This window comes from Candidatus Polarisedimenticolaceae bacterium, assembly GCA_036376135.1.
In the GTDB taxonomy this organism is placed as follows: Bacteria; Acidobacteriota; Polarisedimenticolia; order Polarisedimenticolales; family DASRJG01; genus DASVAW01.
This window is the reverse complement of sequence record DASVAW010000082.1, coordinates 1-17,339: the sequence shown is the minus strand read 5'-3', so window position 1 is coordinate 17,339 and position 17,339 is coordinate 1. Positions and strand designations below refer to the sequence as shown.

Below are 17,339 nucleotides of genomic sequence, written 5' to 3'. Positions count from 1 at the left end.
CCGGGAAAACAGGGACTGTCCCCATTTTCGAATACGGTGACTGTCCCCATCTGAAAGGTTGCTGTCCCTAATTCCTGGGCCCGTTGGCGCCGTTGGTTCCCCCCGCGATCACGAGGTAATAGGCGTACGGCGCGTCGAGCGTCTCCGTCGTCGCTCCGGTGCGTGCGAGCGGGTTCCGGGCGAAGCGCGCCCACGACGTCGGGTCGTTCGAGCCGAACACCCGGTACTCGCCCAGGCAGGAGTCGGGGCCCGCCGCGTTCCAGCTCAACGTCACCGCGGTCCCCGCGGCGCGGTCGACGCGCAGCCCGCCGACCGACGTCTGCGTGGCGCAACCGGATACCGAGGAGGGGTCGACGACGGGGAGCTCGACGTAGGAGGCGCGCGTCGGGTCGTGCCACACGGTGTTCGTCGCCGCCTGCTTCTGCGTGTCCGCGCGGAACGGGTGCCCGGTGTTCGGATTGGGATCGAAGCGCGTGTCGTTCGAGGAGGAGACCTCGAGCCGGATCCGATGGTTCGCGCCGAAGACGAGGCTCGTCGTCCAGAGATCCACGTCGAACGTGTAGACGGTCCCGGGAGTCATGAGCTCCTCGCCTTCGAACCCGTTCCGGTGGCGCGCGCGCAACACGCCGTCGGTCACCGACAGCGCCGACCCGTCGGGGTACACGTCCACCAGCTTCACCGTCCAGTCGGTGTCGGTCGCCGAGGACGACGCGTACAGCCGGGCGCGGACGTTTCCGGCGATCTCGACCGGAGCGGAAAGCGGGTCCGAGGTGAAGACGAGCACGTCGGCACGCCCCTCGACGGCGGTCTGATCGTACGGGCCCGCGGGGATCGTCAGGTTGGGGCCGCCGACGGTGGGAACCGGGTCGAGCGGGTCGTAGGTGAAGACGTCCGATCCGCCGTTCGACGCGGGGAGCGTCGTCGCGAGGCCGCCCCGGCGCTGCAGGTAGTACTTCGTGCGCGCCGCCGCCGGCGGCCAGGAGGCGTACGTCCGCCAGACGTTCCCGACCGCGGTCTGCTGCAGCCCCTGCGGTCCCATGGCGTAGGCGCGGACCGGCGGCTCGTCGAGGATTCCGGTGTCCTTCCCCTTCAGCCAGAAGTCGAACCACCGCAGGAGATCGGCGTTCTGGGGGTCGCCGTCGAGGGCGTTGAAGGGGTAGGTCGCGTCCCCCGCGACGTTCAGCCCGATCGTGCCGTGCGTCCACGGCCCCATCCGCAGCTTCTGGTTCCAGCGCGCGCCGGCGGCCGCCTGATCCTGCAGCACCGAGAACGCGCGCACCGTGCCTTCGTCGAAGATGTCGTACCAGCCCCCGACGTGGTAGATCGGCGTGCGCGCGACGTCGAGTCGGGTGAACAGGTCCTGCACCGCCCAATACGCGTCGTCGTTGGGGTGTTGCCGGTATTCGTCCTTCATGGACGAGCCGCCCTGCCCGTCGAGCCAGTTGTCGACGAGCTCCTTCCGGTAGCTCCCGCCCTGGAAAACCATGTGGTGGTAGGCCTGCGGCGCGCCGACGAGGACCCAGGCCGCGTCGAGGTGCGGCGGCGCGGCGCCCGCGGCCATGTACTGGACGATGCCGAGCGCCGAGCCGCCGTACGTTCCGACGTGCCCGTCGGACCAGGGCTGCGCGGCGACCCACTCGATCGTGTCGTAGCCGTCCCGGTTCGCGCCCCAGCCGTCGTCGCGGAACGGTTTCCAGATCCCTTCCGACGCGTAGCGCCCGCGCGTGTCCTGAGCGACGATCGCGTACCCCGCGGGGATCCAGAAGTCGGGTTGCCCGGGGGTCAGCCCCTCCTTGTCGTAGGTCGTGCGCACGACGATCGTCGGCCAGGTTCCCGTCCGCGCCGGTCGCCACCAGGTCGTCGCGAGCCGGGTGACCCCGTCGCGCATCGTCACCATCGCATCGGCACGATTCGAGTCGAGGACGAAGTCGATCCCCGTCGCCGTCCCCGTTCCATCCACCGCGACGACCGCCGGGTTCGAGGTGTCGCCCACGGTCGGGACGTTCGCGGAGGAGTCGACGCCGCCGAACAGCTCGTTGAAGTGGAGGGTGCTGCGCGTGTAGACGAGCATCTCCGCGGCCCCGGGAGTGCCGTCGGGGATGGAGAGGACGTAATTCCCGTTCCCGTCGGTCGTGGCGTTCACCTCGACCGGGATGGAGGCTCCGGCCCCCCCCGGGGGGACGCTCGACCTTCGGGTCGCGGAGACGATCCGTCCCGAGGCGGCGGCTCCGGTTCCCGAGGTCGTGACCCGCCCGGAGATCGTCGCGGCCTGCGCGTCGGCGACGGCGAGGAGGACGAACAGGAAGGCGGCTCGGGGGCGCATCGGCGGAGTCTGCCTCACTCCGCGTCGAGCGTCACGAGGGCGCGCCCACGGGCCCCCTCGTCGATGCGGGCCCGCAGCGTCAGGCGGTCGGCTCCGGAGGCGAGCACCAGGAGGACATCCGCGCTCGAGTAGGGGTGCGCCGGGTCTTCCTTCCATAACCGTCCCGCGGGGGCGTAGTCGAGCTCGGCCACGCTCCAGCTCCCGGCCGAAAGCTGCGCGGCCAGATCCGGCCGTGCGACGGGGAGCGATTCCAGCAGCCACCAGCCCAGCGGCTGCGGCGGGACGTGGTCGTAAGGGATCGGGTCCCCCCCCCGCGAGCCTTCGCGGCGCTCGTAGATCCAGTACGCCCTCGGAAGGAACACCCTCCAGAAGCCGACGACGTCGCGGGCCGGGTCTCGCATCGGCACCAGGGGGACGATGGCGCGGGCGTGCTCGGGAAGGGCGAACCACCGTCGCAACGCCGACCAGCGCGACTCGAACGCACCTGCGACGGACTCCCCGCGAAGCCGGCGATCGATCATCGCGCGTTCCCAACCCACGAAGAGGTCCCGTGCCGAGATGTCGCCGAGCCAGGCGCCGATCGTCCTGCGCAGGTCCGCGTCGCTGGGGCTGTCGATCGCGGCGCGCGCCGCGCGGCCGAAGGGCGAGGCCTCGGCGGCCGCGAGCGCGTCCTCCGCGGAGAGGGACGGCGCCTGCGCTTGAAGATCCTCGGCGAGGACGGGGACGTCGGCCTCCGCTTCGGCGGCGAGCCGGCGCCGCGCCGTCTCGTGCCAGCCCGGCTGGGACTCCCGGAGCGCGCGCGCGATCGTTCCCTGGATCGTGAAGAAGGTCCGGGCGTGCACCAGCAGCGGGTGCCGCGAGGTTGGCGGGACGCCGTCGTCGTCCACGGTCTCGGCGAGCGGGTACCTCTCGAGCGTCTCGAGGAGGGTCCACGGTTCCGAGGCCAGATCCGCGGGATCGAACGCGGGAACGAAGTAGCGACGGAGCGCGAAACGGGCCGGGCTGAGCGTCTCGACCTCGTACGGAGCTGCGTGCGCGTAGAGGATGCCCTGCTCCCGCACGACGTCCAGCGCACATCCGGCGACGCCCCCTTCCGTTCCGAATGCACCGTCCCCCGCCGGGCAGCTCGCGTCGTCGTCGCGCCGGCGCTGGCGGCGGTGCTCGCGCTCCCACTCCGGGGGCGCGCGCCCTTCGTATCGGTCCCCCGGCGGGTCCGCGTCCGGGACGATCGCGGGATCGCAGGAGGCGTTCCTCGAACGGAGCTTCGGGCGCGCCTGCTCCGGCGTGCCCTCCGGCGCCTCCACCGCGACGCGCCATCGGTGCTTTACCGCGCTCCGGAGGACCTCCAGCCAGCGACGGTCGGCCGAAAGCGACACGCGACCGCCGGTGGCTTCGGCGAGCTCGAACAGCAGCTGCGGCGGGAGGCGCGACCCGGTTCCGGCGTCTCCCTGGACGACGACCGGGAAGATCCGCGCGTTGGGAGCCGCCGCGAGGCGTCGGCGCAGCGCGGGCATCGCCCGCAGGCTCAGGCCGTCCTTGCCGTCCGTCCAGAAGACGACGACGTGTTCGCGGCGATCGCCGGCGATCTGTGCGAGCACCTCGTCGAGCGCGTCGGTGATGAGGCTTTGGGCTCCGGGTGGGATCGCCTCGATGGCGCGGGCGATCGCTTCGGGGTCGTCGCTCGAAGGCTCCACGAGGCGAAGGTCCTCGTCGATCGTGAGAACCGCGGCGCGATCGCGCCCCGGGACGAGGACCTCACGGGCGTAACGCGCCGCCTCCTCCTTCGCGAGTTTGCGCTGGCCGCGGTCCGCGGTGCTGCCGCTGGTGTCGAGGATGAGCCAGTACATCCTGGGCCGCGGCACGCGATCGGCCGCGACGACCTTCACGGGCTTCCCCGCGATCGTCGCCTCGAGGTCCTCCGCAGACAAGCGGTCGCAGGAGTCCGGCGGGGCCGATCCCTTCGCGTCGAGGCGCACGGTCACGAGGATCCGGCGCACCTCGACGCGCTCGACGACGGGCCGCTCCGGCTGGAGGGCCGGGGGCGCCGCCGCCGCGGCCAGCACCGCGAGGAGGGCCGGACCAGCGGAGGACATGCCCCGCTCATACCGCGAACCGGCTCCGGTTTCAACGACGTAGCCGCAGGAGCCGACAACGACGTTTCTTGTCCGTGCGGCTTACGAAAGGCTGTCTTGTTTTCGATTCCGGGGGACTCATCTTGAACGTCGAGACGCGAGGGAGGTCGGCGATGCGAAGAAAAACGTTGCTGGCGGCGGTGGTTCTCGGAGCCCTCACCCTGGCGGCCGGATGCTCCGGCGCGGACTCGTTGCTCGACCCGCAATCGACGCCGGGAGGGGGTTCGCCCCCGTCCACGGTGGATGCCGGCGGCCAGAATCTCGACGGCACCGGCGCCGTGGGCGAGCTCGGCTCGAGGTAATTTCGACGTTCAGGTCGGTTGCCATCCCTCCGGCGACCGCCCGAATACGGGGGGCCCCCGTCGAGGCCCCGGTGGAGGGGGCGAGGTTCCCCCCCGGACGCCCCCTCCACCGCCTTCTCTTCTCCTCGACGACCTCCTGTAGCATGCCCTCCACGCCGGAGGTCCATCCATGCTTCGTTTCTGGGCGATCCTGGGCGTCGCGGCGCTCGTCCTCGCGACCGGGTGCGAGAAGGCGCGCGACAGCTATTACAAGGCCCTCGAGAAGGTCGGAGTCGAGAAGCGCGAGGTCCTCGTCGGCCGCGTCGAGAAGGCGCGCGACGCGCAGCAGGAGGCGCAGCAGCAGTTCCGCGACGCGCTGCAGGAGTTCCAGTCGATCGTCGGCTACCGGGGCGGGGAGCTCGAGGCGAAATACGAGAAGCTCCGCGGCGAATACGAGGACTCGAAAAAACGAGCGGACGACGTGAACGACAAGATCCGCGCGGTGAGAAACGTCGCGACGTCGCTGTTCAAGGAGTGGGAGACCGAGCTCGGGCAGTTCACCGACGCCAACCTCAGGGCGGAGAGCCAGCGCGAGCTGCGCGAGACGCAGCGCCGCTACGGCCAGGTCGTCGCGGTCATGGAGAAGGCGGCGACGCGCATGGACCCGGTCCTGCGCAAGCTGAACGATCAGGTGCTGTTCCTGAAGCACAACCTCAACGCCCGCGCCCTGGGCTCCCTCCAGGGAACCGCGCGCTCGTTGCAGGGCGACGTGGACGGTCTCGTCCGGGACATGGAGGCCTCGATCGCCGAGGCCTCGAAGTTCATCGAGGAGATGGCCAAGCAGCCGTCGTGAGGGGCCCATGAGCGACGCCGCGTCGAAGATCGGCATCATTCCCTGGTGCGACCTGACCGTCCCGGACGCCGCGGCGATCCGGGACTTCTACGCCGAGGTCGTGGGCTGGACGTCCACGGGCGTGGACATGGGGGAGTACGAGGACTTCTGCATGAACGAGCCCGGCGAGGGGCAGACCGTGGCGGGGATCTGCCATGCCCGCGGCACGAACGCGGGGCTCCCCGCCCAGTGGCTCGTCTACATCACGGTCGACGACGCCGCGAAGGCCGCGTCGCGCGCGGTCGCCAAGGGCGGGAAGATCCTCCGCCCGCCGGGAGCGATGGGGCCGCAGGGTCGCTACTGCGTGATCCAGGACCCCGCCGGGGCGGTCTGCGCCCTGTTCCAGAAGGGCTGAGCCTCACTCGGCGTCGAGGCCGGCCGCCTTCAGGATCCACGCCGGGGTCTCGGGCTCGTTCGGCACGACGGCGTCCGTTCGCCCCGAGCCGAGCGCCCAGCGGTGGAGCCACGTGATCCCGCCGCGGCCGACGTAGGTGTCCCTCGACGCGTAGGCCGCGTCGGCGGTCGCCGCCTCGAGCGACACGAAGGTGTACCCGCGGGCCGCGAGCATCGACGCGATGCGCCCGAAGTGGTCGGCGTTGAGCCGGTTGGCGTGCACGAGGAGCACCTGCGGGATGTCGCGGCCGAACAGCGCCCGCGCCTGCCGCTCGCAGTAGTCGGTCTTCGCCTCCATGTACGCGACGTAGGCGTCGGCGATCTTCCCGCGCGCGGCGGCGTCTTTCGCCTCGTCGGCCCTGAGGTAGGCGCGCGCGAAGATCCACTCCGAGTTGTCGATCGTCACCGGCGCCACCTTCAGCCCGCGAGCCGCGAGAAAGGTCTCGACGAGCCCCTTGGTGTCCAGGTCGAGGCCGGTGTGAAGGAAGGGATGCCTGAACCAACGGATCGACCGGCCGCGCGCCTCGAGCATCTCGCGGGTGACGCGGTCGCCGAGGACGACGTCCTCCAGGAACTTCGCCGCGCCGACCTGATGGAGGTCCGGGTGGGAGAAGGTGTGGTTCCCCAGGTCGAGCCCGGCATCGAGCCACAAGGCGAGCACCGCGCGGTCGGTCAGGCGGGACTCGTTCACGAACCCGACGGCGGGGATGGAGCGTTCCTTCAGCGTCGCGACGATGGCGCCGTTGATGGAGTTCTGGCGTTCCACCGTCGCCCCCTCGGCAGGGTTGCAGGGGAGGTCGTCGAAGGTCACGGCGACCGAGAGGGCGCCGAGCAGGATCGGTACGATCGTCATCCGGGGAGGATACCCGAGCGTAGGAGGGAGCATGTTCGCCTCGACGGTTCTCGCCCTTGCCGCGGCCGTGGCCGTGCCGATCGACCACTCCGACCCCGCCTCCGCGAAGGCGGATCTGGGGTATGAGCTCGGCGCCCCCTACGACCCCGCGAAACCCACGGTCCTGTTCGTCACCGACGGCCAGCAGTTCCGCGTCGCGCCGGGTCGGGTGGCGGCGATCCAGGAGGAGTTCTTCGGCCCGGGGTTCAACGTCGTCGGGATCTACGGGCGCGGGGCGACCGAGGCGTTCCAGCAGGGCGCCGTGCGTCCGGACGGCTCGGTGGACTGGGCGAGGGCGTGGACGATCTTCCGCGCCGAGCAGTGGGTCGAGGACCTGGACGCCGTGCGCCGTGCGGTCGTGGGCCCCGAGGGGAAGGTCGGCGTCTTCGGGACTTCCGGGGGCGCGCTCCTCGCGCACCAGTACCTCGCGCGCCACGGCCGGCACGTGACGCGGGCGTTCACCTCGGCGACGGTCGAGCCGTGGGGCGTCGGCTCGCTGGGACTCGCGACGGACCGCTTCTGGGCGGAGCTCGCTCCCGCCGACCGGGACCGGCTGACCCGCGCCCTCGCGGGCCGCCCCGCGCTGCGCGACACGGCGATGGCGCTCCTCCAGCGCCAGAACTTCTTCGTCCCGCTCGACCGCCTCGCCGCCGAGCGGAGCGCCCTGATCGGCGTCCTCGAGGCCGGGGACGACTCGAAGCTCGCGGCGCTGCGCAAGGAGTACCAGGTCGACGCGATCCGCGAGCGGATGGACTCCCCGCGCGGGATCGCGATCCGCGTCCGGGAATACGAGTTCGCCGTTCCGGCGGGGGAGCGCGAGCGGCTGCGCGGGCCGGGCGTTCATCCCGACCTCGAGGTTCACGTGGGTGCGGCGAAGCCGCTCCTCGACCTGCTCGACGCCGGGACCATCGAGGCGCCGAGCTTCGACTCGCGGCCGGCGCACCGTCTCGACACCGAGGTTCTCGTCGTCGCCGCGCACGCCGACCACACCGTCGACTGGCGCACGTCGATCGCGCTGGCGGCGCGTTACCCGTTCGGCCGATTGTTCGTCGCGGACGACGACCACATGTTCGCGCGGATGAAGAAGTCGGGAGCGTACGCGGCGCTGATCCGCGCGTTCCTCTCCGTCGGGACGATCCCACCGGAGGCCCAGCGGCACCGGTGGAGGGAGTGAGCGCCTACTCGATCGGCTCCATCGGCGTGTCGATCTTCCACCAGCGCTTTTTCGGCGGCAGCGTCCCCTTGCGGTAGAGCTCCGCCCTCGCTCCGAGGCGCCCCTCGCGCACGAGCAGCCCGGTGCGCTCCTGCACCCACATCTCGACCACGTCCCGGGGACGCTCGAGGGCGTGGTCGGCGCGCGCGGGGACCGCCTTGGCCATGAAGTCGTGCCACACGGGACCTGCGGCGGCGGCGCCGGTGAGACCGAGCTTGCCGGCGTCGTCGAGTCCGACCCAGACGACGGTCACGACGGATCCGGCGACCCCGGCGAACCACGCGTCGCGAAGCTCCGAAGAGGTGCCCGTCTTGGCGGCGACCTCGACCCCCTCGAGCGCCCCCGAAGTCGCCGTCCCCTCCTCGACCGCGCTGCGCAGGAGGTCGCGCACGAGGTAGGCCGACGACGGATCGGCGACCTTGAGGGCCGCCGCCTTCTTCGTCGCGAGCGAGCGCCCTCCCGGCGTCTCCATGTACGTCCACGCGTAAGGCTCGAGCCGCTTTCCCGGGGTCGCGAGAACGGTGTAGGCGCGCGCCACCGCGAGCGGCGAGGTCTCGATCGCGCCGAGGACGAACGAGGGCGGGGGGGAGGCGGGGAGATCGAGCCCGGCCTCGCGGAAGGTCGCCGCCACGCGATCGAACCCGCAGTGCCGCGCGATGCGCACCGCCGGAACGTTGCGCGACTCCGCGAGGGCCTCGCGGAGCAGCACCGGCCCGCGGAACTCCTCGTCGAAGTTCTTCGGCTCCCACGGACCCTTGGGAAGGTCGATCGTCAGCGGCTCGTCGAGGATGCGGCTGGAGGCCGTGAGCGGGGTCTTCCCGTCGCAGGTGTCGAGCGCCTCGAGGGCGACGAACGGCTTCACGACCGATCCCGGCTGGCGCTTGGCCAGGCGCGCGCGATCGAACGAGCCCGCGCGGTCGTCGGGATCGCCGCCGACGTACGCCAGGACGGCTCCCGTGCGGGCGTCGAGGGCCACGAGAGCGGAGGAGAGCTTCGCCCCCTTCAAACGCGGGTAGAGCCGGCGCAGGGTGTCGAGGTGGGAGGCGACGACCCCTTCCGCCGCCTCCTGGAGGACCGGATCGACGGTCGTCTCGACGAGGAACCCCTTCCCCTCCTCGACGCGCTCCTGCTCGAGGCGCTTGCCGTCGGTTCCCAGCCACGACAGGAGATGGCCCGGCGAGGTGACCTTGGGTTTCGTCGGCTTCTCCGCGACCCCGGAGGCCTTCGCGATCGCGACCTCGGCCCCCGTCGCCCAGCCCAGCTCCTCCATCCGCGAGAGAACCCAGTCGCGCCGGTTGCGCAGCGCCTTCTCGTCCTTGAGCGGGGAGAGGCGGTTCGGCCCCTGGATCATCGCGGCGAGCGCGGCGGACTCGGCGAGGGTGAGCTTGGCGGCGTCCTTCCCGAAGTACGCGCGCGCCGCGGTCCCGAAGCCGTAGATCGCGATCGCGTCGACGTGCCCGAAGTAGATCGTGTTCAGGTAGGCCTGGAGGATCTCCTTCTTGTCGTATTCGGCCTCGAGGCTGAGGGCGCGCATCGCCTCCGACGCCTTGCGGCCCAGGGTGCGCTCGGGGGTGAGGTCGCGGTTCTTCACGAGCTGCTGGGTGATCGTGCTCCCGCCCTCGGCGACCTTCCCTTTCCGCAGGTTCTTCAGGGCGGCGCGGGCGATCGAACGCGGGTCCACCCCGCCGTGCTCGAAGAACCGGGCGTCCTCGGCGGCGAGGACCGGACGCCAGACCTTCTCGGGGAGCCGGTCGAGCTCGACCCTCACGCGATCGGCGCGCTTGCCGTCGAGGGATTCGGCGAGGATCTCGGGCTCGAGCCAGACGTCGCCTTCTTCGAACGAACGGCTTCGCCCGTTGGACCGCAGCCCCCCGATCGCGCCGTTCTTGCCGAGGTCGAGCCCGATCAGGGCCGCCGGCTGGTCGGATCCGTTCGCGTGACAGGGCCGCCGGTAGAACCAGTAGACGTCGGTGCCGTGGAAATACTCGCCGGGGCGGTCGGGACGGTTCCGGACGCGCGTGTACCCCAGGCGCTCGAGGCGTTCGTCGAGCTTCAGGTCCTGGACCGACTTCCCCGGAACCACCGCGAAGGGGGCGGAGAGGATCCGCGTCTCGTTCCGCCCGAGCGTCGACTCGAGCGGCGCGGCGAGGGCGGGAGAGGCGAGGGCGAGCGAAAGCAGAAGGGCGGTCGTGCGCACGATCGGAATCGTCGCACGACCGCCCTCCGGACGCGAACGGAAGTCCCCGATCAGCGGGACGGCAGGGGGCGCAGCAGGTTCGCCGCGACGTGGGTCCCGATGCGGTCGCCCTGCGCGTACCCGGCCTCGACGGCGCTGGTGAAGTGGAGGCCGGCGAGCACCCGCGAGCGGCCGTTCTCGCGCGCCGCCTCGGCGAGCGAGCGGAACTCGCGGACGAGCCCGGCGTACGGCGCGCCGCTGGTCATGGAGAACGTGACGGCGTCGGTCCCGAGGACGCCGCGCATCGCGGCGGCCGCGGAAGCGCCCAGCACGGTGTGGGTCGAGGGGTAGTCCGGCACGGGAGGGGTCCAGAGGAAGCTCTCCCAGGTCGGATCCCCCGACTCGCGGATGGCCGTCGCCGGCCGCCAGTAATAGAAGCGGTACTTCGCCTCGAAGCCGGCGATGAACCCGTCCGCCATCGCGACGTTGACGGCGGCGAGAAGGCGGGCGCCGTCGTGGAGGTCCATCCCGCGATCGGTCGCGATCACGCGGGCGATCCGGGTCCAGCCCTGCGTCGAGTTCTCGTACCAGTACTTCGCGATCTCGCTCTCCTCGGCGACGCGCGAGGACCCCTTCAGCGCGCCGACGTCCTTCACTTCACGGAGATCGGCGAGCGCGACCGCGCTCCCGACCGCGGGAGGCGGAGCCGGGCGGAACGCGTCGAGCGAGGGGACCGCGAACGGGGTCACGCTTCCCCACTGCGCGAACGCGGCGGGGGTGAAGTCCGGGGGCGTCGGGCGGTACTCGCCGGGCCTGGTCCCGGCCTCGCGGACGACGGGACGGTCGGCGCCGTCGTTCCGGCGCGCGGCGAGGATCGCGGCCGCGGCCTTGCGGCCGACCTCGAGCCCCTTCGCCGCCGCGCGGTCGTCGGGGAGGTGGGCGAGGAGGTACTCGAGCTCGACGTCGAATTGGGCCTTGCCGTTCGGGACGAGCGCGACGAGGACGGCGTGCGCCGCTCCCGCCGCGGCGGCGTCGGCGGAGGCGCCGGAGACGTGGGCCGCGAAGCGGTAGGCCGCGTAGCGCGGCTCGACGGCGTTCACCGCATCGTGGATCGCGAGGTGCAGGATCGCGAGGATCCTGGACTCGGTGAGGGGGTCGGTCTGCGCCGCGGCGAGCACGTCGGACGCGACCGCGTTCCAGCGGACGGCCTCGTTGGAGGAGGTCGCGCCCGCGAATGCGGGGGTCAGCGCCGCGAGGGCGACCGCGAATACACCGGCAGAAAATCGGGGGGCTCGTCGTTCCATCGGCTTCTCCTTCCTGTTGCTGCGCAATCGTCGGCGAGAGTCACCGGGGATACGCGGGGGAGGAGGTGCGGGCGCCAATGCTAGGACGAAGGGCGTAGGATTCGCCGGCGTGACCCCGGCAGAAGAGGCGAGAATCGCGGCGCGGGTGACGGGAAGAGCATGAACCTCGAAATTCGGGCGGAAGGGGGCATCCTCGAAGTCGTGGCCACGGGGAAGTTCACCCTGGAGAAGGCCAAGCGCGCGTTCGTGCAGATGGTCGAGGCCGTGGCCGATCACGGAACGGGAAAGGTCGTCCTCGACGGCCGGGAGATCCTCGGCAACCCCGAGACGATCGAGCGATTCCTGTACAGCGAGTTCGCGGCGCAGACGGTCGCGGCATACGTGCATCGTGGCGTGGCCCGCGCCACGCGATTCGCCTACGTCCTGAAACCGCCGGTGCTCGATCCCGAGCGGTTCGGGGAGACCGTGGCCGTCAACCGAGGCATGAACGTCAAGGCGTTCGACGACCCGGAGGAGGCGCTGCGGTGGCTGGGCGTCGCGGATCGCTGAGCCGAATGGCCACCCACGCCATCGGCGACGTTCACGGAAACCTCCCGGCCCTCGTGGAGGTGCTCGAGCACCTCCGTCGTGAAGCGCGTCCCGCCGACACCGTCGTCTTTCTCGGCGACTACATCGACCGCGGCCCGGACTCGAAGGGCTGCATCGACGCGATCCTCCGGTTCCGGCGCGAATCCGACGCCGAGGTCGTGTGCCTGATGGGGAATCACGAAGAGTGGTTCCTCGAGACTCTCCGGGACCCTCGCCGCCATTCGTGGCTTCTGGGCATGGAAGGACTGGACACGATCCGCAGCTACTCGACCGAAGCGGCGGATCTCCTCCGCGAGGCCGCGCTCCAGGCCGGCCACGCACTCTTCGGCGGGGAATGCGAGCTGCCCTACGGAGCCTTCTTCGACCTCCTCCCCGCGGACCACGTCGAGTTCTTCGAAGGCCTTCAGGTCTTCCGGAAGACGGACGACGGGATCTTCGCCCACGGAGGGCTCGACCCGGCCGTCCGGGGCTGTGAAGGGCAGGATCGCGAAGCGTTCCTCTGGGGCGCGAGGGAGTTCCCCCACGAGTACGACGGCGACGACGTCGTCGTCTACGGTCACCACAACAACTACGTCCTGGACGACTCGGGGTGGCCGCTTCCGTCGATCGTCGGCCGGACGATCGGCATCGACACGATTTCGCAGGGGGTGCTCACGGCGATCCGGCTCCCGGATCGGGCGCTGTTCCAGAGCGCGCGGCACCTCATGCCGAAGGGGAGGGGGTGACGCAGATGGCGCTCAGCGCGTTCGACGACAAGTCCCACGAGCCGACGGATCGGGACCTCCGCGAGGTCCTCGGGAAGAGCTACGCCGTGTGGACCGGCCTGATCTCTGCGGTCGAGAAACAGACTCGTCCGCTCGCCACGGTCTGGGGCTTCACCTCCAATAAAGCCGGCTGGGGGGTTCGCCTGCGCCACGGCGATCGCGTGATCCTCTACATGACCCCGCAGTCGGGTCGGTTCCTCGTCTCGTTCGCGCTCGGCGAGAAAGCGGTCGCCGCGGCGCGAGCTGCGAAACTGCCCAAGTCCCTCCTCGACGCGATCGACGCGGCGCCGCGGTACGTCGAGGGACGAGGCGTGCGGATCGAGGTGTCCAAGCGCGACCGGATTCCCGGGCTCGCGGCGCTCGCGCGGATCAAGGTGGAGCCTGGAGTGCCGGCAGGACGGATGGCGCGCGGATCCAAACCGAAGCTCCTTGCGGGCGGCAACCCCCAGATCGCGAAGGCCGACGGCGACGCGCCCGTGCAGGCCTATATCCGAGCCATGCCGGGCTGGAAACGCGACGTCGGGCGCCGCCTCGACGCACTCGTCGAGCGTACGGTCCCCGGCGTGCGCAAGGCGGTCAAGTGGAACTCCCCCTTCTACGGAATCGAGGGGCAGGGATGGTTCCTGAGCTTCCATACCTTCACGAACTACGTGAAGGTGACGTTCTTCCAGGGCACCTCGCTGCGTCCCCCTCCGTCAGGAGGCAAGGCCAGAGACGCGCGATGGATCGACATCCACAAGGATGACTTCGACGAGGCGAAACTGGCCGAATGGATCCGGCAGGCGGCCGCACTGCCGGGGTGGGGGAAGACGGGATGATCGAGCTCTGCTTCGTGGCGACCGTCCTCCTTCGGGCCGACGCCGCTTCCGTCCTCGCCGCGCTTCCCGTTCCCGACGGAGCGCAGTCGGTCGAAAGGGCCACGACGTCGGCGGGAGGCACGCCGGTCCTGCGCTTCTCGTTCGTCGCCCGGGGGGAGCGAGAGGCCGTTCCCGCCTTCTACGAGCGTCACCTGCGCGAGTCGGGCTGGCGTGCCTGTTCCGGCGGGAGCGCCGGGAAGTGGTATCGCGGTGCGGACTCGATGCAGGGTCCGGCGCGGCCGTTCGAGGGGCGAACGGCCTACTGGCTGGCCGCGGACGCCGAGACGGTCCTCGCGGTGACGCTGCTCGTGTGGGACGACGCGAACGCCGGGGAGCACACGGGCGAGAACCAGGAGGCCCGGATCACCGCGATCGGACCGAAGGAGACCGCGGCGATGGTGGTGCGGGAGTACGGGTTGAGGTGCGGGCGCTGACCGGAGCGAGCCCTACCCGATCACCAGCAGATCCTGCCTCCCGATCTTCCTCCGCGTCTCCCTCATGTCGTCCCCGCGCAGCTCGCGCAGCGCGTAGGTGACGAACTCCTTGGAGACGCGTTTGCGCCAGTGGAGCACGAAGTCGGTGTTGTCCATCGGCTTCGCGAGGGGGAACGCACGGTCGGCCGCGGCCGCGAGGACGCCGTCGTCGAGTTGCTTCCCGACGAGCGACGCGGCGGCCTCGGGGCAGTCGAGCGGGCGGGACGCCACGGCGCCCAGCACGAGGCGCGCGGCCTCGACGGTCCCGTCCTTCGCGAGCTTCACGGCCGCGGCGACGGAGAGTACCGGGAAGTCGAACGACCCGCGGCGGCGGAGCTTCCAGTAGACGCTTTTCCATCCCGTGGCGTCGTCGAGCAGGACCTGCGTCAGGATCTCGTCGGGGCGGCGGGTGAGGTAGTGGATCCCGTCGTTGCGGTAGAGGTCGTTGAGCGCGACGACCCGTTCACCCTCGGACTTCGAGACGAGCTTCACCTTCGCGCCGAGGGCCATCAGCATCGGGGCGGTGTCGGTCGAGGAGACGGCGAGGCAACGCTCGCTCCCCGGCGCGACCCAGCACGTGTCCCCTTCCTTCTTCATGCAGAAGCCGATCGCCTGCCGCCACTCGTAGTTCTGGTCGTAGTAGTTGCAGCGGGTGTCCAGGCACAGGTTGCCGCCGATCGTCGCCATGTTCTGGATGTGCGGTGTGGCCACCTGGCTCGCGGCCTGGTAGAGCCCGGTGTAGTGCCTCTGGATCCGCGCGTCGTCGGCGAGGTCGGTGAGGGTGACCCCCGAGCCGATTGTGAGTCCCTTCCCGTTCACGACGGTCCGGAGCGCGGCGACGTTGCGCAGCGCGACGACCGTCTTGGGAGTCTGCTGGCGGCGCTTCATGTTCGGCAGGAGATCGGTGCCTCCCGCGAGGAGCATCGCTTCGCCGGGGGCGTGCCCCGCGAGGATCGCCGCCGCCTCGTCGATCGTGTGCGGCGCGACGTAGCGGAATCGGGGGAGTCGCATCATGGCTTGGCCGCCAGCTTCGCGGACTTCTTCCGCTCGGGGTCGTTGATCGCGTCGCCGTCGCCGCCGTCCCAGGGCGTCGGGACGTCCATCGCCTCGGGGTACTGGATGTCGGGGAAGGCGTCCGGTCCGTAACGCGCCGGGCGGCCCTTGGCCTTGTCGTCGAGGGCCTTGAGGATCTTCTCCGGCGTGATCGGCACCTCGTCGATCCGCACGCCGACGGCGTCGTACACCGCGTTCGCGACCGCCGGCATGATCGGAAGGAGCGGCCCCTGGCCGACCTCCTTCGCGCCGAAGGGGCCGCGCGGGTCGGGGATCTCGATCAGCTCGGTATCGACCTCGGGCATGTCGAGCGACGTGAGGCTCTTGTACTCGAGCATCGAGGGGAACTTGTGCACGAGGGCGTGGGAGAGCTTCGGCGGCAGGCGGCGGAAGGTCTGCTCCTCCATCAGCGCCTCGCCCAGCCCCATGTAGACCGACCCCTCGACCTGGCCGCGCGCGAGCACGGGGTTCAGCGCGCGTCCGATGTCGTGGGCGATCCAGACCTTGGGGACGTGGACCCAGCCGGTCACGGGATCGACGTCCACCTCGACGACGCAGGCGGTGTAGCTGTAGGTCGGCGAGGGGCCGACGCCGCCGCCCTTGTATTTCCCGGGGGCGCGCGGCGGGGTGTACGAGCCGGTCGTTCCCAGCGTTCCGAACTTCGCCTCGGCGAGGATCACCGCTTCCTGGAAGGTCACGCCCTTGTCGGGGTTCTCGGAGTCGAAGACGCGGCGCTCGGCGAAGACGAGCTTGCTCTTCGGGACGCCGAGCTTCTCGGCGGCCGCTTCGGCGAGCAGGTCTCTCGCGCGCTCGGCGGCCTGGATCGCGGCGTTCCCCATCATCAGGGTGACGCGCGAGGAGTACGACCCGAGGTCGACCGGGGTGAGGTCGGTGTCGCCGGTGATCTGGCGGATGTCGAAGGGGTGGATCCCGAGGACCTCCGCGACGCAGTTCACGAGCACGTCGTCGGAGCCCTGGCCGACCTCCGTCGCGCCGCAGAAGACGGTCACGCCCCCCGAACGATCGAGCTTGAGCTGCACCCCGGAGTGCGGGAGCTTGTTCCAGTAGATCGGAAGGCCCGCGCCCGAGAGATACGACGAGCACGCCAGGCCGAGCCCCTTCCCGTGCGGGAGCTTGCGGAAGCGGCTCGTCCAGTCCGACCGGCGCACGACCGAGCGGATGCACTCCGCGAGGCCGATCGTGTTCACGTACATCCAGTTCGCGGTGGTCGTCCCGTCCTTCTCGACGATGCGCAGGCGCAGCTCCGCGGGGTCGAGGGCAAGCGCCTCGGCGATCTTGTCGAGCTGGACCTCCTGGCCGAAGCGGGGCTGCGGGGTCCCGTGCCCGCGCTTGGGGCCGCACGGCGGCTTGTTCGTGAACATCCGGCAGGCCTCGAAGCGGTACTTCGGGATCCGGTAGGTGACGGTCTGCAGGGCGCCGGTATAGAAGGTCGAGGCGACGCCGTACGAGCCGTACGCGCCGCCGTCGATCAGGGTCTTCAGCGACATCGCGGTGATCGAGCCGTCGTTCCTGACCCCGGTCCTGAACTTCATGAGCACGGGGTGGCGGCCGCGGTGGCAGTAGAAGACCTCCTCGCGGGTCAACGCGACCTTCACCGGCCGGCCGAGGATCCTCGCCGCCTTCGCGACCACGATCTCGTGGTTGAACGGGTCGGTCTTGCCGCCGAAGCCGCCGCCGTTGGGGCAGGCGATCACGCGGATGTGGGCGGCGGGAAGCTCCAGCGCGCGCGCGAGGGCGCGGTGCAGGTAGTGGGGGACCTGCGTCGAGGACCAGATCGTGAGCTTGCCGTCGGGATCGACCGCGGCGATGGAGGCGTGCTGCTCCAGCGGCAGGTGGGTGTTCCCCTGGAAGAAAAAGACGTCCTCGAAGACGCGGTCGGCCTCGGCGAACCCGCCGTCGAGGTCGCCGAACTTGAAGTGGACGCGCTTGTGGACGTTCCCCTCTTCGCCGTATTCGTGGATGCGCGGCTCGGGGTTC

The 17,339-nt window shown here is 70.7% G+C and carries 15 protein-coding genes; 8 read left to right on the top strand and 7 right to left on the bottom strand.

Annotated features, from left to right (window positions below):
* Positions 1-67: 67 nt before the first annotated feature.
* Both VF139_07875 and VF139_07870 read right to left on the bottom strand, forming a co-directional pair.
* A complete protein-coding gene (locus tag VF139_07875) occupies positions 68-2,323 on the bottom strand; it encodes a CocE/NonD family hydrolase (GenBank protein HEX6851314.1) in 2,256 nt (751 codons plus the stop codon).
* 14 nt (positions 2,324-2,337) lie between these two features.
* Positions 2,338-4,416, bottom strand: a complete 2,079-nt coding sequence (locus VF139_07870; GenBank protein HEX6851313.1) for a VWA domain-containing protein — start codon at positions 4,414-4,416, stop codon at positions 2,338-2,340.
* A gap of 152 nt (positions 4,417-4,568) precedes the next feature.
* On the opposite strand from VF139_07870, the gene VF139_07865 reads away from it, so the two are divergent.
* From VF139_07865 to VF139_07855, 3 genes are all read left to right on the top strand, one after another.
* Positions 4,569-4,757: a hypothetical protein gene (locus VF139_07865; GenBank protein HEX6851312.1), complete on the top strand. Its 189-nt coding sequence runs from the start codon at positions 4,569-4,571 to the stop codon at positions 4,755-4,757.
* Positions 4,758-4,926: 169 nt separating this feature from the next.
* Entirely contained in the window at positions 4,927-5,589 is a 663-nt protein-coding gene (locus VF139_07860) for a DUF2959 domain-containing protein (GenBank protein HEX6851311.1), read from the top strand.
* Positions 5,590-5,596: 7 nt separating this feature from the next.
* A complete protein-coding gene (locus tag VF139_07855; protein HEX6851310.1) occupies positions 5,597-5,983 on the top strand; it encodes a VOC family protein in 387 nt (128 codons plus the stop codon).
* Between the two features lie 3 nt (positions 5,984-5,986).
* On the opposite strand, the gene VF139_07850 is transcribed toward VF139_07855, so the two are convergent.
* Positions 5,987-6,874 (bottom strand): polysaccharide deacetylase family protein, encoded by an 888-nt coding sequence (locus VF139_07850; protein HEX6851309.1) that lies wholly within the window; start codon positions 6,872-6,874, stop codon positions 5,987-5,989.
* Positions 6,875-6,905: 31 nt separating this feature from the next.
* Between VF139_07850 and VF139_07845 the strand changes: the two genes are divergently transcribed.
* Positions 6,906-8,087 (top strand): hypothetical protein, encoded by a 1,182-nt coding sequence (locus VF139_07845; GenBank protein HEX6851308.1) that lies wholly within the window; start codon positions 6,906-6,908, stop codon positions 8,085-8,087.
* Between the two features lie 4 nt (positions 8,088-8,091).
* Here the strand turns inward: VF139_07845 and VF139_07840 are convergent, their stop codons facing one another.
* Together VF139_07840 and VF139_07835 are read right to left on the bottom strand one after the other, a co-directional pair.
* Positions 8,092-10,323 carry a transglycosylase domain-containing protein gene (locus VF139_07840; GenBank protein ID HEX6851307.1) on the bottom strand — a complete coding sequence of 744 codons (2,232 nt, stop codon included), beginning with the start codon at positions 10,321-10,323 and terminating at the stop codon, positions 8,092-8,094.
* Between the two features lie 50 nt (positions 10,324-10,373).
* Entirely contained in the window at positions 10,374-11,606 is a 1,233-nt protein-coding gene (locus VF139_07835) for a phosphatase PAP2 family protein (protein HEX6851306.1), read from the bottom strand.
* 159 nt (positions 11,607-11,765) lie between these two features.
* On the opposite strand from VF139_07835, the gene VF139_07830 reads away from it, so the two are divergent.
* Genes VF139_07830 through VF139_07815 form a run of 4 tightly spaced genes read left to right on the top strand, consistent with a single transcriptional unit; the run spans position 11,766 to position 14,249 of the window.
* A complete protein-coding gene (locus VF139_07830) occupies positions 11,766-12,155 on the top strand; it encodes an STAS/SEC14 domain-containing protein (protein HEX6851305.1) in 390 nt (129 codons plus the stop codon).
* A 5-nt stretch (positions 12,156-12,160) separates the two neighbouring features.
* A complete protein-coding gene (locus VF139_07825; GenBank protein HEX6851304.1) occupies positions 12,161-12,919 on the top strand; it encodes a metallophosphoesterase in 759 nt (252 codons plus the stop codon).
* 5 nt (positions 12,920-12,924) lie between these two features.
* Positions 12,925-13,776, top strand: a complete 852-nt coding sequence (locus VF139_07820) for a DUF3788 family protein (GenBank protein ID HEX6851303.1) — start codon at positions 12,925-12,927, stop codon at positions 13,774-13,776.
* On the top strand, positions 13,773-14,249 hold the full coding sequence (locus VF139_07815; protein HEX6851302.1) for a hypothetical protein: 477 nt from the start codon (positions 13,773-13,775) through the stop codon (positions 14,247-14,249). The genes VF139_07820 and VF139_07815 overlap by 4 nt, the downstream gene beginning before the upstream one ends.
* Before the next feature lie 12 nt (positions 14,250-14,261).
* On the opposite strand, the gene VF139_07810 is transcribed toward VF139_07815, so the two are convergent.
* Together VF139_07810 and VF139_07805 are read right to left on the bottom strand one after the other, a co-directional pair.
* Positions 14,262-15,302 (bottom strand): FAD binding domain-containing protein, encoded by a 1,041-nt coding sequence (locus VF139_07810; GenBank protein ID HEX6851301.1) that lies wholly within the window; start codon positions 15,300-15,302, stop codon positions 14,262-14,264.
* Positions 15,299-17,339 (bottom strand): molybdopterin cofactor-binding domain-containing protein (locus VF139_07805; protein HEX6851300.1); only part of this gene is annotated, 2,041 nt, incomplete at its 5' end. The genes VF139_07810 and VF139_07805, both read right to left, overlap by 4 nt.

Excerpts from the sequence above, each read along its gene's own strand:
- VF139_07875 (HEX6851314.1), bottom strand. The coding sequence starts at position 2,323 with ATGCGCCCCCGAGCCGCCTTCCTGTTCGTCCTCCTCGCCGTCGCCGAC.
- VF139_07870 (HEX6851313.1), bottom strand. The coding sequence starts at position 4,416 with ATGTCCTCCGCTGGTCCGGCCCTCCTCGCGGTGCTGGCCGCGGCGGCG.
- VF139_07865 (HEX6851312.1), top strand. The coding sequence starts at position 4,569 with ATGCGAAGAAAAACGTTGCTGGCGGCGGTGGTTCTCGGAGCCCTCACC.
- VF139_07860 (HEX6851311.1), top strand. The coding sequence starts at position 4,927 with ATGCTTCGTTTCTGGGCGATCCTGGGCGTCGCGGCGCTCGTCCTCGCG.
- VF139_07855 (HEX6851310.1), top strand. The coding sequence starts at position 5,597 with ATGAGCGACGCCGCGTCGAAGATCGGCATCATTCCCTGGTGCGACCTG.
- VF139_07850 (HEX6851309.1), bottom strand. The coding sequence starts at position 6,874 with ATGACGATCGTACCGATCCTGCTCGGCGCCCTCTCGGTCGCCGTGACC.
- VF139_07845 (HEX6851308.1), top strand. The coding sequence starts at position 6,906 with ATGTTCGCCTCGACGGTTCTCGCCCTTGCCGCGGCCGTGGCCGTGCCG.
- VF139_07835 (HEX6851306.1), bottom strand. The coding sequence starts at position 11,606 with ATGGAACGACGAGCCCCCCGATTTTCTGCCGGTGTATTCGCGGTCGCC.
- VF139_07830 (HEX6851305.1), top strand. The coding sequence starts at position 11,766 with ATGAACCTCGAAATTCGGGCGGAAGGGGGCATCCTCGAAGTCGTGGCC.
- VF139_07825 (HEX6851304.1), top strand. The coding sequence starts at position 12,161 with ATGGCCACCCACGCCATCGGCGACGTTCACGGAAACCTCCCGGCCCTC.
- VF139_07820 (HEX6851303.1), top strand. The coding sequence starts at position 12,925 with ATGGCGCTCAGCGCGTTCGACGACAAGTCCCACGAGCCGACGGATCGG.
- VF139_07815 (HEX6851302.1), top strand. The coding sequence starts at position 13,773 with ATGATCGAGCTCTGCTTCGTGGCGACCGTCCTCCTTCGGGCCGACGCC.
- VF139_07810 (HEX6851301.1), bottom strand. The coding sequence starts at position 15,302 with ATGATGCGACTCCCCCGATTCCGCTACGTCGCGCCGCACACGATCGAC.